The 25,317-nt window shown below is 38.9% G+C and carries 20 protein-coding genes; 4 read left to right on the top strand and 16 right to left on the bottom strand.

Translation table 11 applies throughout. The features are described from left to right. The first annotated feature begins 47 nt into the window (after window positions 1-47). Both PQ456_RS04875 and cysC read left to right on the top strand, forming a co-directional pair. Window positions 48-857, top strand: a complete 810-nt coding sequence (locus PQ456_RS04875) for a hypothetical protein (RefSeq protein ID WP_273615128.1) — start codon at window positions 48-50, stop codon at window positions 855-857. 212 nt (window positions 858-1,069) lie between these two features. Next, on the top strand, window positions 1,070-1,666 hold the full coding sequence (gene cysC, locus PQ456_RS04870) for an adenylyl-sulfate kinase (protein WP_273615127.1): 597 nt from the start codon (window positions 1,070-1,072) through the stop codon (window positions 1,664-1,666). A 68-nt stretch (window positions 1,667-1,734) separates the two neighbouring features. On the opposite strand, the gene PQ456_RS04865 is transcribed toward cysC, so the two are convergent. From PQ456_RS04865 to PQ456_RS04815, 11 genes are all read right to left on the bottom strand, one after another. Next, window positions 1,735-3,531, bottom strand: a complete 1,797-nt coding sequence (locus tag PQ456_RS04865) for an ABC transporter ATP-binding protein (RefSeq protein WP_273615126.1) — start codon at window positions 3,529-3,531, stop codon at window positions 1,735-1,737. Next, window positions 3,528-4,727 (bottom strand): nucleotidyltransferase domain-containing protein, encoded by a 1,200-nt coding sequence (locus tag PQ456_RS04860; protein WP_273615125.1) that lies wholly within the window; start codon window positions 4,725-4,727, stop codon window positions 3,528-3,530. The genes PQ456_RS04865 and PQ456_RS04860 overlap by 4 nt, the downstream gene beginning before the upstream one ends. Window positions 4,728-4,865: 138 nt before the next feature. Continuing rightward, the gene (locus PQ456_RS04855) at window positions 4,866-5,306 is read right to left on the bottom strand and encodes a lasso peptide biosynthesis B2 protein (RefSeq protein ID WP_307296289.1); all 441 of its coding nucleotides are present in this window, start codon (window positions 5,304-5,306) and stop codon (window positions 4,866-4,868) included. Continuing rightward, window positions 5,296-5,610, bottom strand: a complete 315-nt coding sequence (locus PQ456_RS04850) for a lasso peptide biosynthesis PqqD family chaperone (RefSeq protein WP_273615124.1) — start codon at window positions 5,608-5,610, stop codon at window positions 5,296-5,298. Before PQ456_RS04850 ends, PQ456_RS04855 begins: the two co-directional genes overlap by 11 nt. A 26-nt stretch (window positions 5,611-5,636) precedes the next feature. Beyond that, a complete protein-coding gene (locus PQ456_RS04845) occupies window positions 5,637-6,611 on the bottom strand; it encodes a phosphoenolpyruvate carboxykinase (ATP) (protein ID WP_273615123.1) in 975 nt (324 codons plus the stop codon). A gap of 145 nt (window positions 6,612-6,756) precedes the next feature. Further along, the gene (locus PQ456_RS04840) at window positions 6,757-6,891 is read right to left on the bottom strand and encodes a paeninodin family lasso peptide (RefSeq protein ID WP_137221162.1); all 135 of its coding nucleotides are present in this window, start codon (window positions 6,889-6,891) and stop codon (window positions 6,757-6,759) included. Between the two features lie 47 nt (window positions 6,892-6,938). Next, window positions 6,939-7,073, bottom strand: a complete 135-nt coding sequence (locus tag PQ456_RS04835) for a paeninodin family lasso peptide (RefSeq protein WP_273615122.1) — start codon at window positions 7,071-7,073, stop codon at window positions 6,939-6,941. A gap of 44 nt (window positions 7,074-7,117) precedes the next feature. Next, window positions 7,118-7,252: a paeninodin family lasso peptide gene (locus tag PQ456_RS04830; protein WP_273615121.1), complete on the bottom strand. Its 135-nt coding sequence runs from the start codon at window positions 7,250-7,252 to the stop codon at window positions 7,118-7,120. A 33-nt stretch (window positions 7,253-7,285) separates the two neighbouring features. After that, window positions 7,286-9,229, bottom strand: a complete 1,944-nt coding sequence (locus tag PQ456_RS04825) for an asparagine synthase-related protein (RefSeq protein ID WP_273615120.1) — start codon at window positions 9,227-9,229, stop codon at window positions 7,286-7,288. Beyond that, window positions 9,226-10,497, bottom strand: a complete 1,272-nt coding sequence (locus PQ456_RS04820; RefSeq protein WP_273615119.1) for a sulfotransferase family protein — start codon at window positions 10,495-10,497, stop codon at window positions 9,226-9,228. The genes PQ456_RS04825 and PQ456_RS04820 overlap by 4 nt, the downstream gene beginning before the upstream one ends. Before the next feature lie 439 nt (window positions 10,498-10,936). Then, window positions 10,937-14,767, bottom strand: coding sequence for an S-layer homology domain-containing protein (locus PQ456_RS04815; RefSeq protein WP_273615118.1), 3,831 nt, complete (start codon window positions 14,765-14,767; stop codon window positions 10,937-10,939). Window positions 14,768-15,066: 299 nt separating this feature from the next. Between PQ456_RS04815 and exlX the strand changes: the two genes are divergently transcribed. Next, entirely contained in the window at window positions 15,067-15,738 is a 672-nt protein-coding gene (gene exlX / locus PQ456_RS04810) for an expansin ExlX (RefSeq protein WP_273616241.1), read from the top strand. An 82-nt stretch (window positions 15,739-15,820) separates the two neighbouring features. On the opposite strand, the gene PQ456_RS04805 is transcribed toward exlX, so the two are convergent. The 3 genes from PQ456_RS04805 to PQ456_RS04795 form a co-directional block, all read right to left on the bottom strand. Next, entirely contained in the window at window positions 15,821-16,801 is a 981-nt protein-coding gene (locus PQ456_RS04805; RefSeq protein ID WP_273615117.1) for an aldo/keto reductase, read from the bottom strand. A 181-nt stretch (window positions 16,802-16,982) separates the two neighbouring features. Continuing rightward, window positions 16,983-17,960 (bottom strand): hypothetical protein, encoded by a 978-nt coding sequence (locus PQ456_RS04800; RefSeq protein ID WP_273615116.1) that lies wholly within the window; start codon window positions 17,958-17,960, stop codon window positions 16,983-16,985. A gap of 602 nt (window positions 17,961-18,562) precedes the next feature. After that, window positions 18,563-20,077 (bottom strand): copper amine oxidase N-terminal domain-containing protein, encoded by a 1,515-nt coding sequence (locus PQ456_RS04795; protein ID WP_273615115.1) that lies wholly within the window; start codon window positions 20,075-20,077, stop codon window positions 18,563-18,565. 136 nt (window positions 20,078-20,213) lie between these two features. Between PQ456_RS04795 and infC the strand changes: the two genes are divergently transcribed. Continuing rightward, complete coding sequence (gene infC, locus PQ456_RS04790) at window positions 20,214-20,693, top strand: translation initiation factor IF-3 (protein ID WP_273615114.1); 480 nt, start codon at window positions 20,214-20,216, stop codon at window positions 20,691-20,693. Between the two features lie 71 nt (window positions 20,694-20,764). Here the strand turns inward: infC and PQ456_RS04785 are convergent, their stop codons facing one another. Both PQ456_RS04785 and PQ456_RS04780 read right to left on the bottom strand, forming a co-directional pair. Next, the gene (locus PQ456_RS04785) at window positions 20,765-24,277 is read right to left on the bottom strand and encodes a PAS domain S-box protein (protein WP_273615113.1); all 3,513 of its coding nucleotides are present in this window, start codon (window positions 24,275-24,277) and stop codon (window positions 20,765-20,767) included. Between the two features lie 30 nt (window positions 24,278-24,307). Continuing rightward, entirely contained in the window at window positions 24,308-25,225 is a 918-nt protein-coding gene (locus tag PQ456_RS04780) for a PD-(D/E)XK nuclease family protein (RefSeq protein ID WP_273615112.1), read from the bottom strand. Between the last annotated feature and the right edge of the window lie 92 nt (window positions 25,226-25,317).

Raw genomic sequence — 25,317 nt, 5'->3', positions numbered from 1 at the left:
TAGGTCTAATGAGTGTAATGATTTGTCTTTTGCTAGGAGTTAGCAATATGAAATCGATTCATGCGCAATCAATTCAAAAAGCAACATGGTTGTGGAATACAACGCTTATCGTAAATTCGACAGCAGATATTTTACAGTTTGCCGCTTCACAACAGATTAATATGATCTACCTGCAAATCAATAGAGATCTGGATATTTCGCAGTATCAACGTTTTATCGCAGCCGCTTCTGCACAGCATATTACCGTTGAAGCTTTGGATGGTGCTCCTTCCTGGGCATTGGATCAGTATCGACACAAGTTGCAAGATACGTTGCAATGGATTACTTCGTATCAACAAGCCTCTTCGGCTACAGAGCAATTTAGTGGGATTCATATCGATATTGAGCCTTATTTGCTTCCAAATTGGACAACAGAACAAGCGACTATCATTGCACAATGGCAACGTAGTGTACAGATGATTACAACCACTGCTCAAGCGCTCCATCTATCCGCTAGTGCAGATATTCCTTTCTGGTTGTACACATTAAATACGCCTGATGATCATTCTACACTCAGTCAATGGATGATCGATCAATATGATTCATTAACAGTAATGGCATATCGAGATTCAGGAGCAGCTATCTATGATGTAGCTCAAGCCCAATTAAGTGAAGCCGATCATGCAGGTAAAAATATGTATATCGGTGTGGAAACGAATCCATCTGCTGAAGGCGATCATATTAGCTTTTATGGCAAAGGAGCAGATGCACTGACTACAGCGTTGAGTCAGGTGACTACACAAGCATCTACTCATTCTTCTTTTGCTGGAATCGCTATGCATGATTATGTAGGCTGGGGCAAAATACTACAGCATTAATATCGCGGGTAAGAAAGTGATCTCAAATGACTTTCTTACTTAGCGGTATACATACAAAAAATCACTCAACGATCCTCTCTCTTCTCCCATAATAAAACTTCCTTATTCAAGTTCCTGTATCTTATGACTATTAATAAAGTCGCTTAGAGATTTAACCCAATTGCTGATATAATTGAATGAATACATATTGTCAGCAAAGGGGCTCAATTCAAATGGAATCTTCACGAAATATCACCTGGCAGTCTTCCAATATCACACGCAAAGAACGTGAGCAACGATACGGACAACGCAGTGTAGTTATCTGGTTAACAGGGCTTTCCGGTTCAGGGAAATCTACACTCGCATTTGCGCTGGAAAAAGAATTATTCGCACGTGAGCGTGCTTGTTATGTACTTGATGGAGATAATATTCGTCATGGACTCAATCGTGACCTCGGATTTTCAGAGCAAGATCGCAAAGAAAATCTGCGTCGTATCGGAGAAGTTGCCAAATTATTTATCGATGCAGGTACGATAGTGATTGCTGCTTTTATTTCTCCTCATGCTCAAGATCGGCAAATGGTGCGTGATTTATTTGATGAAGGCGATTTTATTGAAGTGTATATTGATTGTTCCCTTTCTGCTTGTGAAGAGCGTGATCCTAAAGGATTATACAAAAAAGCTCGTGCAGGTCAGATTCCGAACTTCACAGGGGTTAGTGCTCCTTATGAGGCTCCTCAACAACCTGAATTAACGCTAGATACGGAACACCAGTCTGTAGAACAATGTGTCGCTAAAGTAATGGCTAAATTAGATCAACGGACACTTTAATTAATCCAAAAGAAAAACGGCTGTACAGTGACTTAGCCTCTACTTTTCCAGTGTTGGAATAGTGAGTATTAAGCATTCTGTAGAGCCGTTTGTTTGGTTAATAATTGATGGAATGTGCCTTTGGTTTCGCGAGATAGCGCTCCAAATTCACCTTGTTGCACGATCTGTCCTTGATCCAATACGACCACTTGATCAGCATCACGGATCGTAGATAAACGGTGAGCAATCACGATCAAAGTCATTTTACCTTTGAGCTTCTCTATCGCTGCTTGAATCTTCGCTTCATTCTCACTATCTAGTGAACTGGTTGCTTCATCCAGTATCAGTACTTCCGGTTGACGCAGAATTGCTCGTGCCAGTACAATCCGTTGACGTTCTCCTCCAGATAGACGCACACCACGATCACCGATTACAGTATCTAATCCTTCAGGCAATTTGCGGACAAAATCTTCACATGCTGCAAAAGATAAGGCTTCCCATAACTGCTCTTCTTTCGCACGTGGATCAACTAGTAACAGATTTTCACGAATACTGCTATGGAATAAGAAAGGTTCTTGCGAAACGTATCCGATCGAATTACGCCATGTCTGCAAACGTTCACCGGTTAATGTCTCTCCATCTACAGTGACTTTACCTTCTTGCGGTTCCATCAGTCCCATTAATAGATCAATCAGCGTACTTTTTCCTGCTCCTGAACGTCCTACAATCGCTGTCATTTTACCGATAGGAATAAATAGATTGATATTGTTCAGCGCATTACCTTGATCTTCTAGATAGCGGAAAGATACATTTTCACAGCTAAGTCCCTTGGTCATATGAACTGTTTTTACTTGACCGGGTGCTACTGCTTTGTAAGATTCTTCTGCTTGATCGCATTCTTCTTGTAATGCTGTTACCGCATGGAAAGCAGGAACAAGCGCACCAATATACTCTAGTGAAGATTGAATACCGCCAAATCTAGGCCATAAGCGAGCAAAAATCAAAATAATCAATATAGAACGCTCTGGTTGTAATTTGAACACTTGAGCTGACAAGACGACAAACATAATAATAAATACAACCGAAATGATTTTATAAATAAATTGAGTTCCTGAATTCAAACGAACCAATTGAATCGCATTTTTTTCTAACTTGCCACACATACTTCTAAACCATTCAAAATGCGAAGCTTCTAACATATTGCTTTTGATATCTTTGATTCCACTTAAATGTTCTTGCATCCCTGAAAAATACTCTTGTGATAAAAAGGTAGTTCGATCCCCCATCTGTTTGGCACGTCGTACAAATTTACGTGAGTACAGCGTTAACAACACCCCACCGACAATCACTAATAAGGTCATTTGTACCGATAATACCATCGCAAATGCGATTTGGATCACCATAAAAATAAAGGATGTAGATAATTGCATCACTAGATTGGTTCCTTGACTCACACGCGCTAATTCTGAAGTAAGTACATGACTTAAGTCTGATTTGCGTTTACGTAAAAAGAAGGTCCAATTCGCACGCAAAATCGAACGATACGTACGAATTCTCAAATTATTAACAAATCCTTGCTGAATCTCTGTTCCCATTACAGCCTGTTTACGCTGGATTAATCCCTGTACAATCATCAATACACTGTACATGCCAAGTACCACAAATAATGTCATACTCGCTGGAATACGCTGCAACGGCTCAAATAACCAAGCCATAGGCATTGAACCCTGTGTTCCAAATAACCCAACCAGACTAAGCAACGGAACAAGTAAATAAATACTTAATCCATCCAGACAGCTAATCATCAACATCAGGAATACGTAGATATAAAGGCGCTTGCCCGCGAAGTCATGCAGTTGTCGCATATAAGCGCTGATAGCATTCACTGACCCACCTCCCGTTCCAAAGCAGCTCGTCTTTGAATACGACGATGTAATAATAAAAATGGATGTAAAGGATAATAGAGAAAGCGTAGCGATTTAGGTAACGGAAGCGTCTGTGTATCCCATGTATCCGGCACCATTTTCCGAGCTAAAAAAATCGCCTTCTGTCCAGGTGTTCGTAAAGAAAAAAGATAATTACGATAAATCTGAGCCAGTATTTCACTTTCCGGTTCAGGGCATAAGCTGACTTGTTCACGAATAAAAATCAGGACACGACGCGCCAGATCCTGTGGACGATCTGTACTCATCAACAAAGCCATTTCCCGAGAAATCGGTGTATTAAGCATAGCAGCAGACAAAATTAATGCCTGACCGACTAAATGTGTGCATTTGTAACGACGTAGTAAAGCGGTTAACTTGTCCCAGTCGAGCTCCATACGTGCAAGGCGATCAATATCCGCTAACCAGCGCAAACGAAACCATGCATGCCGAGCACCATGTGCTGTAAGATAAAACATCAAATCTTCTTTGCCCAACATATACACATTGGTTCCTGCAAATTCTAATGTCTGACGACGACTCCATAATTCATAAAAACTAGGTTCCGCGCCTGCATCTCCATTCAAACGCCAGTGTAATTCAATTTCTATTCCAGTAGTCGCATGAGTAAATGATTCATGATTTTGACGCCATTTCCAATCGCTTACGATTCGAGAGACTTCTTGTGTTTTGATATATCCTAACTGCTCTAATACTTGTTCTGCTTGTTCAATCTGATCGGGATGAACCAAAATATCCAAATCTTTAGAAGTACGGCGCGATAGACTTCCATAAAGAAATTCTGCTAATGCCGGGCCTTTTAATTGCAAAGCATAGATACCTTGTTGATCCAAAGCTTCACTAACCTGCGCCATTTTACCGCTTAATTGCAGCATAATCAGTGCATTGCGACTATAATCAACACTAAGCTGTTGTACCATCCCTTTTGGTGCTTGAGACAAAGGCTCTGCACTAAATTGTTCATGAATAGTAGGGTACACCCGATGATGCCTTGTTAGTGAATAAAATTGTTGCCAGTTGATTCGATGATTCGACCAATCGATTGCAGATGGAGTATCTGTATCTACTGCCATCAGTTCAAGTAAACATTTTAATTCCACAGGAAAATCCTGCACGTCTAAATCCCAATCTATATTCATACCGAACTCCTTTGGATATAAACTGATGTTGATCATGTGTTCAGTTTATAGCGTTCATTCAGTGATTTTCAGATCCATTAAAGTATATACATGTTACTCTAGTATTAACCGAGTGGAATAGTATACTTTGTATTCATGCTAGTTTTTAGCAAATTTCCCCACTACCGTATACTGTTCAATTTCTTCTGCTCCTGTAACATAAAAAGCACCACTTCTAACCCACGCATGTGCAGCTACTTTACCCGCCCGATTGCGACGCATCCCCAGATACAAAGTGCTTGGCACTTTACGCCTTGCTAACATTTTCATGGCTGCCATTCCCATCACCATACATTCCGTTTCCCAGAAGACATGCCCGCTTACACGATGCAATGCTCTTGAGACCTGTACCCCTTGCCATTTCTGATCTCTGTTTAGATCATACGAAGTCTCTTCCATATAAGAACCTAGTGTCGGAGATACTTTGGCAAAAGGTAACATTTTCAAAAAGCGAGCCCACGCTAAATATACTAACGCTTCTAGCATTAATTTACGCATAGGCATCGGGGTACTACGGAATTTGGCGATCTTAGTCCACACGAAGCCCATCCTGTTCAGGAGCCACTTCAATCAGACCTTCTTTAAACATTTGTCCGGCAAATTCACTAACTTGCTCCAGACACACTTCATACGATACATCGTATTCAGCTACTAACGTATTGACAATATTTTGCACAGATACAGGAGAAGAACTAAGCTCCCAGATTCGTCCACCGACCATACCCAAATTATAGTATTTGCCAGATTCTACGTTCATCATTACCGTTTCGCCATTCATATCACTAGCAATATATTGTTTATTTTGTTCAATGACCTGATCGGGTCCGATTAAGCTTGTATTCATTCACATTCTCTCCTTTGATCTGATTTTCAGTTGAAATGTTTTGTAGAATAGATTGTATCCTCTTGCATTTCTTCTTGTTGCACTTTTCTCATAATCTGATTCATTAATTCTGGCGCTGTAAACCCAGAAGTCGGACGTAAAATTTGTAAAGCAAATAACTCTCCTGCTAAAGCGGCTGCACTTGAGAAATGCCATTGTTTGAGCCCTAATCTTGGAATCAAAGCACCACGATACGTGTGTAGCATCATCGCATGTAATCTTTCCAAACGATTCATTTCACGCATAACTACATATTCGCTATCCATTTTGACAAGTTCAAATACGCCTGCTAAAGGAACGGTCTGATTGCGAAATTGCTTGGTAACAGGAATAGCAAATTTGCTGACTTCATCATGAAGAGGTTTGAACTGCTCTTCTGACATTCCAAAAAGGTCTAAACTTTCTTTCCATAACTTTTGCTGTGGATATGCAGGATGGACAACAGGCTCTCCATTTTCATAGCTTACAGCGATAACATCATCACTTAGTAATTCAAATCCAGATTGTACAAAAGTAGAGGCAAGTGTAGATTTACCTGCACCTGATTCTCCGACAAACGCATATGCTTTATTATTAATTACGACTGCACTTCCATGTAAAGGCAAAATTCCACGTTGTAACAACAATACGCCCATGCAAGTTCCCAACACATATAGACGAATTTTGTCTATATTCGCATCGTGCAACGGATGGATCATAATCCGTTTGCCTTCTTGAATACAAAACAAAGCGGTATCTGGAATTTCAAACACAAATCCAATAGATTGCATCGTAAAATTATTTTCGCGTGTATTAACAACAGATCTCCATTCAGATAAATCCTGAAATTCGATTTTCACATCAGCTTCTTCAATATCTTGGCGTTGCAACAATTCCGACAACAATATCTCACTTTCAAAACGTAACCCAAATGCTTGATAAATCGTCTTATGCATAGTTTTATTTACGGTAAAAATGGTCATTACCTCCCATAGAGCCTATGACTCTGCTTTCTCCGAATATTATTCAAAGGATTGCTTTTATTAAAACAGAAAGTCCCTATACTAACTCGTATAAGGACTTTCTGAACAATTGCGTGCTTTTCTATCCCAGTGCTGCTTACAATACTCAGCTAGGGTTATATAGATCAGCGTCTTGCTCAGATACCCAGTCAATTTGCTTGTAACCAATACCTGCCATTGTTTCGTTGACATCTAAAACTTCCAATGTTGGAGTCTGCCATTGCATTTTTTGTTCTTTCATTATAGTAGCCTCCTTATAGTAGAATGGTGAATCGTTATGTTAAATGCTCAGCTAGGGTTGTACAAATCAGCATCTTGATCAGATACCCAGTCAATTTGCTTATAACCGATACCTGCCATTGTTTCGTTAACATCCAAAACTTCTAGCGTTGGAGTCTGCCATTGCATTTTCTCTTGGTTCATTAATATAACCTCCTTTGAATGTTAATTTCGTTTTAAAAAATGCCTCAGCTAGGGTTGTACAAATCAGCGTCTTGATCAGATACCCAGTCAATTTGTCTCCAACCAATACCTGCCATTGTTTCATTGACATCTAAAACTTCCAATGTTGGAGCCTGCCATTGCATTTTTTCTTTGTTCATGTTTTCACCTCCTCTGTAAAATAATATTCGTTGCTATGCTAAGTTGCGGATGAAGCGCCCAACAATCAAGCTTCTCATCAGCATACGGGTAGCCGGATGGGCTGCTGCATTGGCTTCAGGATGTTCGCCTATCTTTTCTAAAGCCTTCATAATCGTAGTCGTATTCATCCATGCTGCCACTTTAGGATCTTTACATAAATCTCTAAGCTCTTCTGTAAAGGAAGACCACTGAGGTTGCATCCGTTGTACCCAATCTGCGGGCTGCATGCCTCTCACTTTTTGATTCAATCTTACTTTATCAGGCAAATCACCAGCAGTAGCCCGTCTGATTAATGCGCGATCCATACCGTCCTGTACATATTGTCCCACAGGAATCGAAAGGCAGAATCGGACTACACGTGCATCGCTTGTCGGATCACGTTCCCAAACACCATAGTGTTCAGAAATTTTAGAAGTCATTGCTCCATTTTTGTTCGCAATTGCTAGATTTTTAAATTTTTCTAGTCTAACGTCAAAAGCATTTTGAACTTCACGACCGACTAACCATTCTTCCTGTTGTTTTACGCGTTCCACCATACCGGTCTGACGCGCCATATCGGCATTGATCCAGACCAATGGATTCGGTCTTTCTTTTGAAGCAGCAGCCTGATTCCATTTCGGAAAAGCTTTGCTATGAATGATCGGTAATAACCGGGAACGCCCTACACCTGTTTTGTGACCATACAATTTTAGTTCACGATATAATTTAGTCCATTGGAACTTTTTGAGAAGCACTGCATAATAATCTAATGCAGGTCCCCATGAGATGGTAAAATTACCTCTAGCTCCTGTTAGCAAAACACCTGCACCTTGTTGTTGAGCTTGTTCAAATATCCCTCTAATCCAAAATGAATTTTCAAAATATTTGTATGGCATTTCCAAAAAGTCTAACCATGAATCTACTTCTGTCAAAGGATTACGATCGGCAAAATCAAGATAATTCCCCTGAACATTACCAATATATTTTAACGTTTCCTCGATATATGGACGCTCATCAGGCACTAAGGTTGCGGACGTCCAATCATCAAAGCCGGCAATCGGTACATAACTATAGGTCTGTAAAGACTTGCCCTGCTCTGCCAAAATTTTGGATGCGTAACTAACAACAGCGCCGGAATCTAGTCCACCACTTAACGTTGATGCTACTCCTAGCCGGGTTCGCACTTTAGATTTTACGGCTTGAGTAAAAACATCACGAAAAGCTTCTTCATATTCTCCGTTCGAGCGAAGTCGAAGCGGTTCTTCTGGCAATAACGTACCATACTGGAATATATGACTATGCTGCTCTGTGAGGATAATAGCGTGTGCAGGAGGCAACTGTAGAATATCTTCATATACGGTACCTTTAATATCCAAAGATTCTGTCATACCAGCCATAGTCAGAAATTCGGCCATCCAGGGAGTACTCATTTTTTTCTGAATATCACCTGTCTGAAATAAAGGCTCCATCAATGTCGAAAATGCAAATTGAGAAGAGGTGTGATAATAGTAAAGGGTTCGATTGCCTGACCAGTCTCGTGCACCATAAAGCTGATGCTTTTTCGTATCCCAGATCATAAAAGCAAAATCACCAATTAAATATTTGGGAGTATATTCTCCCCACTTTTGATACGCTTTTAAAATCAGTAAGACATCTGACAGTTGACTACCTTCAGCGCGGTTAATCCCGAGCGCTTCAAATAGTTCTTCTCGATTATCAATAATCGCATCTGCTGTAATCACAAGACCACTGATCGGATCATGATAAGGAACGACTTGATTGACTGATTCCTCGGTAATCCAACGATCATGACAGCCTACAAACATATCTTCATCTTGCCATACAGCAGAAGCATCCGAAGGATAATGTCGCATCTTTTTCATTAATCGTTGACCTTGAAGTGCGAGTGTTTCCGAGCTTTGACGTTGAAAATTCCAAATCCCTACAATCGTACTCATTTTTCGACGCCTTTACGAACAAGATAAGCATTAAATACGCGCCCGAGTGAACGGTTAAACGGAATCAATGATTTAATTTTGTTCATTTTTTGTTTCATATCTTTTACTTCTTTACGTAGACGTTCACTTTCTTGATGGAGACGATCACGTTCGATATAATGTTGCTCCATTCGCTTTTCCAAAGAACGTAATGTCATTCGCATACGTAGCAATTCATCAGCTTCGGCTTTTTCTTTTGATTCTTGAGACAGCGCACTTGCAACTTCTGGTGAAGTTTCAGGTAGAACAGCCGATTGCATCTTATACTCCGGTTCCCAGCGACAGCCGGTAGCCTCGGCGAACTGCTTCGTTTTGGCTTCAATCCACTTCATGTCTGGCTCCTCCTCAAACACAACGCCTGTTAGACGCTGTGCCTCTTCAAGCTCTGCTCCATATCCTAGCTCGCGGAATAGTCTCGCACCTAGTATACGGCAGTAAGCTTCGATTTCCCGATGGTCTAGCATGGTACGCCAGTTACCGATAGACTTCATATGTGGTGTACGGTGTTCACTGAGATATGGATCACCTACACCCATGCTATAGAACAGTTCCGACTTGGCAGAATCCATATAATCTCCATACTTTTCGATTCCTTCTTCGTACGAAATATCTAGAAATTCACATACCTTCTGCATCTGTTCTTCTGGATGTGCAGCCATTTGTTCATACTTCAACCAGAAAGCATTGTTGTTGCTTTGTGAAAAATATTGATGATAACGGAATAATCCGACAGTGATATCGACCATCTTCATATTCAACGACGGGTCATTTAGCTGATCTGCCAAATTAAAATTCGGTGCAGATCGCTGATTTACTTTTTTATAAGAAGCCGCTACATCCAAAGGATTACGAAATAATCCGATCCGCTTGGATTGCGGGAATAAACGATCCAAAAATTCAAGAAGATAATAGTAGCGTGGTGATTTGTCTACAACCATATCTGCTTCACTTGTAGATAATAATCCATTATAGACATTCATTCCAAAGCTACGACATGCCTCATCATATACACTTTCAGGCAGAACACCATCAAAGAATTGATTTAGAATAGCTGTTCCACCGTATGCACGCTTCTCTGGCTTCTTCAAATCATATAGACTCATAAGAAACCACATTTCTTGTGCCGCATAAATGCGTGTGTGATTTTGTAGCATCACGGTTGCGAGCGAGCTACCACTACGTGGCACACAGAGAAGAAAGATGAGTTTGTTACCATTTCTTTCAATCATCCGGTTTCCCCTGCCTTCCAAACCTCTTTCATAACATGTACCCAAAAGTTATTCGTTTTGAATAACATTAATCAGCTAAGTACATTATATATTTAAAAAGCAGAATTTACATGATAAATTTTCCAATTATGAAAAAAAGTTTAGATAATTAGCTAATATCAAATAGTGTTGGTACGATCATGTTTTGACTGATTCTCAATTTATATTTTTTTAATTATAACTATAATTTATTCCCAAAACCTTATAACCACGCGAAAAAATCTGCATTCTCACTTTTGGCGTGAATGCAGATTTTTTCTTTTTTTTCTAAAATTAAATTGGTAAAAAAATTCAAAAATAATATATTACATTTTGGTTACAAAACCTATTTTTCTGTTACCATTTAGTATATTTATACCATTAAAAGAACATATATTCCTATTTTATAGCATTTTTAATTTTAATTAGCATCATTTATTTTCTGCAATATGCGACTTAATGCGACAATGCTCTCAACTCGTGTAAGCTTTTCCTTTGGTTGGAATTGTTTTAAAGCATTTCCTTTTAATATTCCGGTAGCACTCACATATTGAATCGCAGAACGCGACCATGAAGAAGCTTGCTTCGCATCGCTAAACGAAATCGCAGGTTCAGAGGTTACTGTAGCCTGATTCTGATCAATTAATGATAATGTCCGCTGCAAAATCACTGCTAACTCTTCACGTGTAACTGCCGCTTGTGGACGGAACGTACCGTTAGCATCTCCCAACATCAATCCTACTTCGACAGCGGTACGTACTGAATTGTTATACCATGCTGTAGCTTTCACATCAGCAAATGAAGAAACTGAGTCTGATGGTGAACGTTCTGCCAAACCTAATGTTCTGGTTAATAAAGTAGCCAGTTCTGCACGTGTAATCGTACGAGCAGGTTCAAATCGATTTTGACCTGTCCCTGTGACAATCATTCGGTCAGCAAACTGTTGAATATCTGCTTGTCCCCAGTGACCCGATATATCAGTTAATAAAGGCTCATTGCGATCTAATACCAGATACGTACTATTGCTACGACTATAGATCGTAACCGCTCCGTTAGAAATAGTAAAAGGAACGGGGATATACGAAATATTGCCATTACTATTTGGCTCGGCACGAACTACTGCTAGACGATCTGTTGGATTTGTATTTGGACTGATCACCGAACGTTTAACATATTGATCAAAATACGGAATAGAACGCTTCTGATTCTGATCATCTAACATGTACCAGTCAAAATCGACAGCTGTACGTACATCATAACCTGCTTGTTTGGCTTGAGTGATCGCCATTGGAGCACTAGCTAGATCAAGAACGAGCTTTTGATTAGAAGATAAGGTCTCTTTTTGGATTGTAGAGACAGGCAGTTCATAAGTGCCTATAGGCGTAGATACGATTAGACGATCTATCGCTGTTTGTCCGGTGAACGATTGTTGTACCGAAGCATCCCATTGCAGTTGATATAGAGTAGCATCTGGAACTTCAGGTAAAGAAAGACGTAAAGTATGTGCTCCTTCAGCACGAGCCATTATTTCTTGCAATATAGCTGGTGTTACTGTGCTAGACGCAATCACTGCATGATCAGAGTTACTATTGGATACAACAGGCAGTGTCCAGCTAGCTACTGTACCATTGCTAGATACTCCTTCATATACAGGTACTGTCGGAAGTGCAGGCACAGATGAAGGATCTGTAGGAAGATTGGTTGTCGGGCTTGATCCACCGCCACTATTATTTCCGTTACCATTTTGTGAACCCGGTCTTGTTCCAGAATCATCGTCTGAATCTTTTTTGGCAAAATCAATTCTAGCTAACAATGGATCATGATCGCTCACTCGTCCATCTGCTTCCATAAAATCAGAATTGATATGCACAATATCCAATTGAGCCCGATTAGCGATATTGGCTGTCATCAGAATATGATCCAATGTCTGCGAATTTCCTTCATATACATAAGAGTAACGTTCATTAGCAGGCAATGTATCGACCAGATTGGTTAATTCTTGTCCTTTCAGAACATTAATCGTATTCGAAAATTGAAAATCGTTAAAATCTCCTAATAATACAACATTAGCCTGACTATTTTGAGATAATGTCTGTTTGACAAATTGATTCAACAATGTCGCTTGCTTCGCACGTTGAATTTCACTACTACGTACAGGTGGTTGAATACTGCCATATAACGCCTGATCTCCACCTTTAGAGTTGAAATGATTGGCAATAACGATAACAGATTCTCCGTTAAATACAAATTGTGCCGCCAACGATTTGCGCGAATTTGCAAAAGCTTCTTCTGTCGGTGCGATTCGTCCCGGGTTGTAGGTCAGTCCATTCGCACCATACGTTGTTGCTGTTACTGAATCACCTGCGCCGTTGGTAGCTACAGGCAGACTCACACGTGCTGGATTATACAAAAATCCTACACGAATATTACCGCCTGGTGCGCCTCCATCTTGTTGATCTTGTGGAGCGATACTGGCATATTGGTATGTCGGGCCACCTGCAAGCTGGATATCTTTAATTAATGCTGCAAAGCTCTGACTTGCATCTGTTGTTCCATCGTTAGTCTCACCATTGTTATCCTGTACTTCCATCAGTCCCAAAATATCAGGATTACGAAGATGATTCACTACATCGTCTGCAATGCGTGTTGTTTTTTCTTTATCTTTAGGATTATCCCAGAAGTTCTCTACATTAAAGGAAGCAATCGTTAATTGTTTACTTCCATTTTGCAAAGTGGATACTTCACGTTGTAACCCATGATCGATAATAGGTGGCAATGTTCCTTCAGGTAATATTTTAAAATTACTATAGCTGTAACTCATGATGCCATGTAATGCTCCTGCAAATTGATCACCCGTACTTACAGTCTGGGTAGGCTTAGCACTAATTAATAACCTTTTAGCATTCCATTGATTATGATCGATAACAAGCCCTCCTGCCGGAGTGACTAGTGGAGAAGATTTCAGATCGACAGTGACCGGAATCTCATACGTGTATGGCCCGATAATAGAAGCATCATTTAACTGTATACGCATACCTTCCAGACTTTCATAAAAGTCGATACTATAACGATTAGCATCATATTCAGCTAATCCATCACTACTAGCAATCTGATCAGGAATAGCACGACCTTGTTCACCAATGATTGTTGGAGCAGGCAATGGTTGATTGGATGCTTGTAGACGAATTGCTGAAGCGACAATTTCAGTCGTCGTCAGATCAGCCGCATCGGCATACCCTAATTCTTGGTATTCTTTAATACTGCCATCGACACTTACTTTATCGCCTACTTTTAGACCATGCGCAGAACGATAGACTAATATACCTTCAGATGTGCCTTCATCACTATCCACTTGATCATCGGCTTCTTGCAGATAAAAACTTGTTTTGCCTTTGACCATTGTGACGATTCCTTCAACTTGCGCTACTTCTTTCCCTTCATAAGGAGAACGTTGAGCCGCGCCTTGAATATCATGAATACGTAACTGTAATGGAGGCTCGATAACAGGAGGTGTACCTCCTTCTATATCTTTGAGAGTACGTGGAATCAATTCAAACGTATTGTTATAACGAGACATAACTCCTGTGATATGAGTATACGTCTGACCTACTTCTAACCATGGATTAGAGGTATAAATAATAAAAGTCCCTTTTGCATCTTTGACAGTGTAATTACTGCCGCTTTTGCTAACAACGGTCACGTTAGGCACACTGATCAATTGAGCTTCATATGTATTACCTGTTACAAAATCCGTACCATTTACTATCCGGGCAACAGGTAGCTGGATCGTAGAATTAGTAATATGGACTGCGCTTGCAGATGCTTCGATTTGTAAAAGTGCTTTGTAAGCTGTTAATGTACCCTGAACTTCGACTTCTTGCCCTTCGATGCCCGATACATTTTGCCCGCGTATAACAATGCCTGCGCTTCCATCTTGAATATACAAATTGCTATATCCATTACCTGTATCTTCCCGATACGTAATAATTCCACGTGTAGAGACTGTACTGCTCAAAGACTGACTGCGTACATCGGTGATCGGCATCGTTGTATACACATCTTGACTGACATTCTGAACTATAGAACGGCTGGCTAGCGGAGAAGAGGTGACGTTGACCATGGAGTTGGATAGATGTTCACTAGTTTCGGTGGCTGAAGCAATCTGCTCATTAACCGGAAGACCTGACCAGAGTGAAGTAACTAATACACTTGCAGAGATACCTATACTTATTTTCTTTTTCCAATGAGCCATACATTATATTCCCCATTTCATCAATAAAAGTCTATTCTTCATTTAAAGTATCATAAAATGGTAAAAATAAATCCATTTAAATGTAAAATAATCATATTTATAATAATGATGTTCCTATTTGTATTGTGTTCGTTATTTTTATCTCTCTTTTTATTTGTAACCTTATGGAATATATAGTATATTTATCAAGAACATAACGATATCTATAGTTAAAATTAATATTTATAGGTATCAAAACTTTTTAAGGAGGAATACATGTGAAATCAAAACACAGTACACGTAAATGGAGTACAGCAAGCATGTTGATACTACTCGGTCTATTAGTGTTTGCTTTGCCTGCTTCAGCAGCATGGAACGATACATATAAAGGGTATGCCACTTACACAGGATCAGGATACTCGGGTGGAGCTGTTTTACTTGATCCTATTCCTGCTAATGCCAAAATTACAGCACTTAATCCGACACAGATGAATTACGGCGGTGTCAAAGCAGCACTTGCAGGCGCTTATCTGGAAGTGCAAGGCCCACTCGGCAAAACCACTGTCTATGTCACCGATCTTTATCCTGAAGGAGCTAACGGAGCATTGGATTTATCTCCAAATGCGTTTGCAGCAATCGGAGATATGTCTAAAGGAAAAATTGATATTCAGTGGAAAGTAGTTAAAGCGCCAATTACAGGTAATTTTAGCTACCGGATCAAAGAAGGAAGCAGTCAATGGTGGGCAGCTATTCAAGTTCGTAATCACAAATACCCTGTGATGAAATTTGAATATTCAAAAGCAGGTCAATGGATCAGCTTGCCCAAAACAGATTATAACCATTTTGTCGGTGAACAACTGGGCAATCAGCCTTTAAAAGTACGTATCACCGATATTCGCGGCAAAGTCGTAACCGATACCTTACAACCATTGCCTAGCGAAGCTACATCTAGCCCTTATATTGTAGCCGGCAACGTTCAATTTCCTGATTGATCATCTACAGCAAATAAGCGCTGTAGTGATATCCGGATATGGACAACATTACAGCGCTTATATTTACACACTTCTACTACATTTAAGGCAACAATGTTCCTCGTGCACTTACATATAACGTATACCATTCATCCCGCGTCATTAGACTGGCTTGACGCTCTGCATCTGCACAAGCTTTGATTCGCTCTGGATTGGATGTACCGATAATCGGTTGAATCATCGCCGGGTGATACATTAACCATCCCAGTACAATCGCTTCTGCTGTTGTTTCTTTATCAGCCGCCATTTGTTGTACCAGTTGAGCAGTTTTTTGAATATGTTCAGGTTCATCTTTGATATCTCGTCCAGAGAATTTACCTTGTGCCAGTGGACTCCAAGCTTGCAGTTGAATATCTTCTGTACGACAATATTCCATCAACCCTTCAGCAAAATTCACTTCTGTACCTGCTTGTTGGTTCACATGAACAACATGATCTACAAAATGCAGATGATTTAGACTCATTTCTAATTGATTGACCGCAAACGAATCTGGAATCGCTTGTTGTAAAAATTTGATCTGAGACGCGCTCATATTAGATACACCGAAATAACGTACTTTGCCTGACGATTTTAATCGGGCAAAAGCTTCTGCTACTTCTTCTGGTTCTACTAAAGGATCAGGACGATGCAATAACAAAACATCCAAATAATCGATTCCCAATCGCTCTAAATTACCATCTACAGAATCTAGAATATGTTCTTTTGAAAAGTTAAAGCGACCTGGTAGATCACCTTCACCTAATTGAATACCACATTTGGACTGAATCACAATCTGTTCTCGTAGATCCGGTCTAGCTTGCAATACACGTCCAAAAACCTGTTCTGCTTTTCCCCGGGTATAAATATCTGCATGATCAAACATCGTTATTCCGATCGACAATGCAGCTTCAACAGCAGCTTCTGCTTCTTTAACATGTTGCTCGGTAAAAGGTTCTGTATCCCAACCTCCACCAAACGGCATACATCCTAGTGCGAGTCGGCTATTTGAAATTCCACGCTTAGCCAGTGGCATTACTTTAGTCATTGAATTACCCTCCTGTCGATGATAGCGCTTTTACCACATCTATACTCTCATACTTGTTAGGCTAAATACAATAGTGAACTCTTAGCATTCACAAGCTTTGGAACAAAAAAAGAAATGATTCTAAAAGCGAATCACTTCTTTTTATTTCAATCTATTTGATCTTGATCAATAACTTATTCTTTTAAAATAATTCAAATTCACTTACAGCAACTGTAGATGGGCCTGAATTACGATCAAAAATCAGTTTGTATGTTTTGTAAGCTTTAGTATTGTCGATTTCATAGACTTTTTTCTGACCAACTTCCCAACGATAAGAAGATTTCACATCATGCAATACTTCTTCCCACTGCTGACCATCGTTACTACCTACAAGTGTCCAGAACGCAGGAGCTGTTGCTTTGTTAGCCAATGTAATTGAATAACCTTTTACTACCTGTGGACTTTCAAAACGATATTGAAGCGAAGCATCCATAAAATTGTCATCATCTGATTGCCAGTAGCTATCTGATGCTGTATTGTGATCAAATGCTTTCCATGCTGTATCTTCATTTGCAGAAGCAGATGCTCCACCAGACGAAGATGTCATTGCATTGGATAATGGAACAAGATTGGTATTATCTCCAAATTCATATAATTCCAATTCGCTAACGGCTACATGACCGCCGCCGTTATTCGAAGAGATAAACAAAGCATACGCTGTGTAAGCAGTATCATTTGCAATCGTATATGTTCTTTGCTCGCCTGATTTCCAATGAGTCTGATTGATCTGCTCATCGACTACCAACCAGTTCTTACCGATCTTCCCTGCCAACTGCCATTTTTTTGGTGCTTCAGATGTATCATACGTATCTGCTTGCACTGTATATTGAGTAATTACTTTTTTCGTATTAAATTGATAAATTAGTTGATTAGAAGAACTTGCTGGAGCTTTCCATGAACTTTCTGGAGAGGAATTGTCGTCAAATGCTTTCCATGCTTCATGACCTGCTTCTTCCGAACTTGCACTTGCTGTTCCATTTGTTCCTGCATTTGAACTCAATACAGGTACTACATCATTGCTGTAATTCAAAGCATGTGCTGTTCCACCTTGATATACAGTCCCCATCAATAATGCACCAAGTAATACTGCACCCGTTTTTTTCAATGTAAGCAATCCCATTTGTCAATCTCCCCTTTAAAAATATTAGTCTTGCGTTGGGATGGCTAGATGTAGAAATAATCTATTTCGGAATACTGGTAGTACACAGAAGATAATCTGCGCCACTATAGAGTACAGTCGTTGTTTAGAATCTACTTCTTTGTTCCCCCAAAAATCATCAATGGACATCTAATTAAGTTACATATTCATAGATCGTTAATAACCGTTTTTCCAAACTTTGACACATTTATCATAAAAAAAGTTTTTATAGTAAAATTTTACTAGGTATAATTCATTAATATTGTGTATGTTTTAGACTTAAATTATAATTAACCCCCCTTTCGTACCTACAAAAATAAAGGCGTTACTAAATAGGACGTAGTACTTACGACGTCTAATAAAGGTAATATGTAGTTTGTATATTACTGCTAAATAAGAATAATTTTTACTAATTAACTTATTAAGATGTTGACGCTTTATTCTATAATCAGTTGATCTTCTTTAGCAATACTTTTTTTGGAAAAAATAGGTATTTGATTCTTTAGACTCATATGGAGGTATGCAAAAAGGGTATTCTACATGTTGTAGAATACCCTTTTTCTTATAACAATGTATTAATTATCTTATTTGCGTTCTACGACAATATAAGCAGATTCAGATTTTACTGTTGCTCCCAAAATCTCTGCTACCGAACGTACAGGTACATAAGTTACGCCTTTAATTTTAACTACTTTATGAGTCATTATTTTGGTTTTGCCATCGGTTATTGCTTTGTTAGAATTCAAAGATAATGTTGTCACAGCGCCAGTAATATCATCTGTTAATGTGATTTTTTTAGTCGCTGGGTCCCAAGTAAATTTGGCATCTAACTCTTCAGCAAGTTCTTTGACAGACATTAATAGCACACGATCTTTGGTGATCACATTGTAAGAAGCATATGATGGATCTTTATCAATATAGATCGATTTTTCGGTAATGTGTGCTACATCGTGTAACAACAAATACACAGGTGAAGTTTTATCAAAGCTACGCAAGAATGCACCTGGTGTCAAATCTTTTGAAGTGATATCAAGCACACCATTTGGGGTTGCAATTGGATCTGCTACAATATTACCGTCCACATTCCAATTTTCATTTTCTGTGTGTACATTGAACATACTGTAAGGCATATATTCTGAACTAGGCAAAGCCACTGTTAAGTCTACAATTTGCTTACGAGTATGCATATCTTTATCAAAATAAAGATCTAGGGATAGACGAGTATTTGTACCAAAAACTGTTTTGAATTCAGGCTCTGCTGATACTTCTTTTAGATATTTATCATATTCAGCTAATACATCTTTCAAAAAGGATTGAACCTCTGTATACGATTCATCAACAAATTCTTCTTTAGTCTGATCTAACGTTAAATAAGCCATAGCTTGTTTCTCATCAGCATTCATTTGTGATTCAGCATAAGTGATAAAGTCATATAACGTAGCTAACAGATCACGCCAGCCTGCTTCATCTGTAGAAATACTTGTTAAAAATGGTTTGACCAAAGTGATAAATTCTTCACCTGTTAGCTCAATGTGTAAATGAGTCAGATCCACTGATTCACCATATACTTCTTGAGTCACCGAATCTACGGTTACATTAGATGGATTAGGTGCATGCTTGAAAAATAAGCTAGCTGATTTGGTAATCAACTCTTTTGCTTGATCTTCAATTTGATTCATAGTTAGATTGCCAGGTAAAAAAGCCATTTGTTCTTCTGTAGTGAGTGGTATGTATAACGGCTTTTGCGCACCAGATAGAGCAATCGTAACTCCTTTCGTATCCATAAACATTTGGAATGGTAACGTCATTCCACTGTAAGCGATACCACCTTCAATCGAAACGTTGCCATTATCTTGAAGTTTGGCATGATCGATATTCAATTGCATACCGTTTAACACTGTTGCTAGTTGGCGTTCTTGTGCCGAAGCTGTTGAAGTAGATGTTAATTGAACTGCAAGGGATTGCTTGGATTCAATCGATTTGACTTTGAGATCACCAACCATTGCGCTGTTAATGTCTAAATTACCTACAGCCTGACAACCTGACAACAGAACAAGAAGCAGAACCAGTGGTAAAATAACCCATTTTCTATTTTTCATAATGTTCCCCTTTCGATATTAGATTCTTTTTTATTATCCCAGTTAAAGCGATATTTGTAAAACCTCAATATCGTCATCAACTCATGATATTGTATACTAGGTATAAACAATAAATAGGGTGCTGGAGGATAACACAGTGATCAAAAATGAGAAAATCAAAGCGATAGAAGTACATTTAACGGGAATCGATGGAGAAGACTTGGGGATTGTGCCTACTGCCGAAGCTTTGCAAATGGCAAAAAAATTAAAAGTTGATCTTGTATGCACTTCTTTATATAGTAGTCCGCCTCCTTGCCAGCTAATCTCAGCAGGAGCTGCCAAGCAAAACAAACAACAATCTAAAAAAAGTGATAAACCTATTAAAATCAAAGAAATTCGCTTAACTGCTAATATTGAAGATCATGATTATGAAACGAAAAAAAATCAGGCTGAACGTATTCTACAATCGCATAATGCTGTATTACTTGTGGTCAAAACACAAGGTAGCAAAGAATCAGCTAAAGCTAAAACGCTTATTGAAGAATTGTTGCGTGATCTTCAAGCATCTGGAAAAGCCAAAACAGGTATTCAAGTGAGTGGCAAACAATCTATGGTTCAAGTCGATCCTTTATCTTAATATAGACTGTATTACAAAAAAGCGTATTTCTTCTTTTTGGGAGGAAATACGCTTTTCTTATTAACTGTTACTTATTCGTAGTGATCTTTTTCTAACAGATGATTCGATTCAGCCAGCGACGAAGAATGATGAGGACGATGATGAATATGATTACTCCAATAAGCGAGCACTCGTTGTAGATCGGTATTGATCACAGGCTTACTAATAAAATCGTGCATACCTGCTGTCAAACAACGTTCCCGATCTTCTTTTCTAGCAAAAGCAGTGACCCCCACAATAATTGGCATCTCTTCATGAGCATAATGTTGATGAATCTGTTGAGTAGCTTCGATTCCATTGATCACCGGCATCTGTACATCCATAAAGATAAGATCATATCGATGTTCGATAGCTTGTTGAACTGCCTGTTGCCCATCGGTAACCAGATCAGGATCATAGCCGTATTTGTGTAACATTGCCAGCAGTACTTTTTGATTAGCAACATAATCTTCTGCTACCAGAACACGCATAGGATAATAATCTTGAACCACTACTACAGGTTCTATTCTCTGGATAGGATGTGGCATATCTTCTTTTGCCGAAGACATACCCGGCAGATCATTCAGTTCCGAAGAAACTTCTAATTTCAACACAAAATAAAATTCAGCACCGCTATTCTCATCACTGGTTACATCAATACTTCCACCCATTAATTCGACTAGCTTTTTACAAATAGATAATCCTAGTCCTGTCCCGCCGTATTTACGGTTTAACACAGGATGCAATTGGGAAAAAGGTTGAAATAACTGGGATTGTTGATGAACTGGAATACCAATCCCTGTATCTTTGACTGAAAATTCAAGCCATGTATCTTCACAAGTGGCGGATTGTCCTTCTTCTCGTTCTAACGGACGAACCTGTACTGTAATTGAACCTGTATCTGTAAATTTAATCGCATTTCCCACCAGATTGACAAGCACTTGACGAATACGTCCTGCATCTCCTACAAACCACTGCGGTATCGATTCCTCTATTTTGAAGATGAAGTCTAACTGTTTGTCTTGGGCTTTAAAAGCGAACAGTTCTTTGACATTATCCAAAATCGCTCGTAGGTTAAATGGCTCTGTATTCAGCGTCATTTTGCCTGCTTCGACTTTACTAAAATCAAGAATTTCATTTAGTAAATGCAGTAGCGTTTCACTACTATTACATACGATATCCAGATACCCTTGCTGTTGTTCATCCAATTCTGTATCAGCCAGCAATCCGCTCATCCCAATAATCCCGTTCATTGGTGTACGTAACTCATGACTCATGACAGACAAAAATTCAGATTTGGCGCGGTCTGCACGTTCTGCTGATTCTTTTGCTCGAATAATCTCTTTTTCTCCAGTAATATCGCGAAATACAATCACTGCACCACGTTGTTCTCCATGATCGATAACAGGCGTTACCTGATAAGCCGCTATAAAGCTAGAACCATCTTTTTTCCAAAATACAGTTTCTTCTTCTTGATTGGGCTTACCTTGACGAATCGCTTGAATAATCGAAGAATTTTCACCAAGTACATCATCATCATGAATACCCCAATTACGTATTTGATTGGAACGAACAGACTCAAATATATCTTCCTCTTCAATATCCAGACCTAACATCATCGCACCGGCATGGTTAATAAACATCCCTTTGCCTTCACTATTAATACTAAAAATGCCTTCAGAAACCGCATTTAAAATCAATGAATGTTCATTGCTAAGGCGCTCAATCTGATGAATATATTGTTTTAATTCTGTGATTTCTGTGACTATTCCATATAATCCAATTACTTCACCATTGGCTACTATAGGTACATTAGTAATATTCGCAGGAAACAGTGAACCGTCTTGACGATATACATTTAGCTCATACGTCTGCGGGATTCCTTTTTTGGCTAGTCTAGCATGATGAATAATCCGATCCATCTGATTTTCTTCAAATAGAGGCAGTATTGATTGACCGATCAAATCATAACGTGAATATCCTGTAATCTCTTCGAGACTGCTATTCACAGAAATAAAATAACCTTTCAAATCAACAGCACATACTCCAGAAGGATTATTTTCAAATAAAGAACGATAGCGATGTTCATTATCTTGCAGTACCATTTCTAAATGTTTACGTTCGGTAATATCTCTTGATACCGCTGTATAACTATACGAATCGGTGTCCTGATTATACATATATCGACTTGTCGTTTCTAACCAGACATAATGCCCTTTCTGATGACGACAACGAAATACAACAGTTTCTTTCTCATTTTTACGTTCACGTACACCTTGTAGAAAATGAATAAATAAAGGTAAATCTTCTTTATGAATATGACTATATCCCGGGCTTCCTATCAGTTGTTCTGCTTCATACCCCAGAATAAGCTGACAGGCAGGAGATACATACAAAAACGTAGAATACTCATCATCCGCGTGACGGGAGATCATATCCAATGAATGTTCGGTAATCATGCGATACTTCTGTTCACTTTCCCGTAACTGTTCACTGATCATATAATGTTCTGTAATATCTTGAGCAAGACCGATTAATTGCAAAGGTTTTTTCGTTTCTTTATCGACAATAGCTTCCCAGTATCCATGAATAACTTTTTGTATATTGCCCGGTAATAGAATACGGTACCTTGCTTCTTCACTGGTTTCCTGATGGATCGCTTTTTCGATACATTGTTTAACTTGCTCTACATCATCAGGATGAATCACAGCCAAATACGAATCTAGATTCTGCTCGACCAATAGTACATTTTTTTCATAAATACGCCGAATATCTTTGGAAAAGTAAATTATATTTTCTTGCAAATCCCAATTCCAGGCGCCTAATAAAGCCATACGGTGAGCATGAGCAATAATATCTTCTTCTGATTTTTGCTTGGTTACATCCTGAGCAATAGCCAATACTTTTTCAACGTTGCCAAGGTCATCTCGCATTAACTGTGTGAAAATTTCTAACCATATATAATGACCGTCTTTATGTTTCACACGTCGAATAAATGTTTTATCGTCGGCATACATACTGCCCGGTTGATGCATCTCTTGAGCGTCTTCTTCGTGGTAATATTCCATTCGCATTTTAGATACCATTTCAGAAGGTTCATATCCCAGAATCTTTTTGACCGATGGAGATACATATTGGATATTACCATCAGGTTCACTAACAGAAATAATATTGGAAGAATTCCGTACAATCATCGAATGTAAATCTTCTACTTCTCGATCTTTAACCACATTGATATACATCATCACATATTGCAATGTAGATGTATTATCAGCAAAAATATAAGAAACTTGTAACGACAACCAAACAGGTACATGATCTGCATTCATCCAGCGTCTTTCTGCTTTTTCTAATGTGCTGTTTGTGGTATGGTCTAGCCACTCTTCTGCTACTTTCAATGTAGTTAATGTATCTCGTAGTTCAGATTCTTCATACTTTAATATTCGGCACAACGCAGGATTGGCTTGTATGCATATCCCTTGAGCAGAAAATATAGCAATACCCTCGGGAATATTTGCATACATATGTGCCAGTACAGATTCTTCTGGGAAAGAAGCATTAACCACAAACCCATCCTCCTTTAATCATTTATCAATTCATACTGCTCTAAATTCGCAAATCTCGCGAAAATTGCAGTCTTTGCATTTACGTTGTGAAGGCATCGGGGTAAAAAAGGATTCCGGTTTGGGACGATTGTAGTAATCATCATCTAAACAAGACTTCATTTCTTCAATATATCGACCGATACTTTGTTCCACTTTACCGATATCTTCTGTCGTGATGCGGTACTCTTTATGTTCGCCTGTTACCAGATATTCAACACGAATCTGGATTTTATCAAGCGGCATATTATATTTTTCTTGTACATATGAGGCATATAAGTACAACTGATCCGAGAAATCATCTTCACGTCCTGTTTTCCAATCTACAATCACAACTGTACCATCTGGTTTGCGGTACAATAAATCCATTTTTACATAGACTTTTGTATCAAACAATATCATCGTATCCCATTTTTCGATTTCCAAAATCTTCATATCACGCCGGGTCACTTCTTTCCATGTGAGCGTGTCATACAAATGCCGTATACACTCTTCTTGCCGTTGCTTAATCGTAGCAATTCGGCTGTTTAGCGTATCGTCACCATAATATATTTCAGAAAGCATCGTATGGTATTTGGGATTGTTGATCCAGGCTTCTACATCTTGAGATTGAATATACGCTTCATTAAGTAATTTGCGCATTTGTTCTAACAAAAATGCTTGTCTTGGAGCTGTTTGAGATTCTTCCCATTGCCGAAGCGCAGATTCACACATCCGGTGAGCGAGATCACCAAACAATAAATAAAAATTACGTAACTGCTTTAAACGGTAAGCGTGTATTTGCTCGTCTGAGCCTAACTTTTCACTCCACCCATTATGTGCAGCATAGTAATGAAAATAATATTTGCGTAAACATTCATCGAACATATTTGCTCGAGATTGAGAATAAGACCATTGCGGGTATTTTGCCATGCTAAACAGCCTTTCTATGACTTTAAACTATAGATTGTCATTATAGTTTAAATTATAACAAATATACGCCCATAACGATGCAATTCTCTCTA

Origin of the sequence: Paenibacillus kyungheensis (genome assembly GCF_028606985.1) — a bacterium.
Lineage (GTDB): Bacteria > Bacillota > Bacilli > Paenibacillales > Paenibacillaceae > Saccharibacillus > Saccharibacillus kyungheensis.
The sequence above is the reverse complement of the archived record's forward strand: the minus strand, read 5'-3'. Positions and strand labels throughout refer to the sequence as shown.

Coding starts and splice junctions, on each gene's coding strand:
- PQ456_RS04850 (WP_273615124.1), bottom strand. CDS start 5,610: ATGAATACAAGCTTAATCGGACCCGATCAGGTCATTGAACAAAATAAA.
- PQ456_RS04845 (WP_273615123.1), bottom strand. CDS start 6,611: ATGACCATTTTTACCGTAAATAAAACTATGCATAAGACGATTTATCAA.
- PQ456_RS04860 (WP_273615125.1), bottom strand. CDS start 4,727: ATGAATATAGATTGGGATTTAGACGTGCAGGATTTTCCTGTGGAATTA.
- exlX (WP_273616241.1), top strand. CDS start 15,067: ATGTTGATACTACTCGGTCTATTAGTGTTTGCTTTGCCTGCTTCAGCA.
- PQ456_RS04835 (WP_273615122.1), bottom strand. CDS start 7,073: ATGAACCAAGAGAAAATGCAATGGCAGACTCCAACGCTAGAAGTTTTG.
- PQ456_RS04875 (WP_273615128.1), top strand. CDS start 48: ATGAAATCGATTCATGCGCAATCAATTCAAAAAGCAACATGGTTGTGG.
- PQ456_RS04840 (WP_137221162.1), bottom strand. CDS start 6,891: ATGAAAGAACAAAAAATGCAATGGCAGACTCCAACATTGGAAGTTTTA.
- cysC (WP_273615127.1), top strand. CDS start 1,070: ATGGAATCTTCACGAAATATCACCTGGCAGTCTTCCAATATCACACGC.
- PQ456_RS04805 (WP_273615117.1), bottom strand. CDS start 16,801: ATGACTAAAGTAATGCCACTGGCTAAGCGTGGAATTTCAAATAGCCGA.
- PQ456_RS04825 (WP_273615120.1), bottom strand. CDS start 9,229: ATGAGTACGATTGTAGGGATTTGGAATTTTCAACGTCAAAGCTCGGAA.
- PQ456_RS04815 (WP_273615118.1), bottom strand. CDS start 14,767: ATGGCTCATTGGAAAAAGAAAATAAGTATAGGTATCTCTGCAAGTGTA.
- PQ456_RS04820 (WP_273615119.1), bottom strand. CDS start 10,497: ATGATTGAAAGAAATGGTAACAAACTCATCTTTCTTCTCTGTGTGCCA.
- PQ456_RS04780 (WP_273615112.1), bottom strand. CDS start 25,225: ATGGCAAAATACCCGCAATGGTCTTATTCTCAATCTCGAGCAAATATG.
- PQ456_RS04800 (WP_273615116.1), bottom strand. CDS start 17,960: ATGGGATTGCTTACATTGAAAAAAACGGGTGCAGTATTACTTGGTGCA.
- PQ456_RS04830 (WP_273615121.1), bottom strand. CDS start 7,252: ATGAACAAAGAAAAAATGCAATGGCAGGCTCCAACATTGGAAGTTTTA.
- PQ456_RS04795 (WP_273615115.1), bottom strand. CDS start 20,077: ATGAAAAATAGAAAATGGGTTATTTTACCACTGGTTCTGCTTCTTGTT.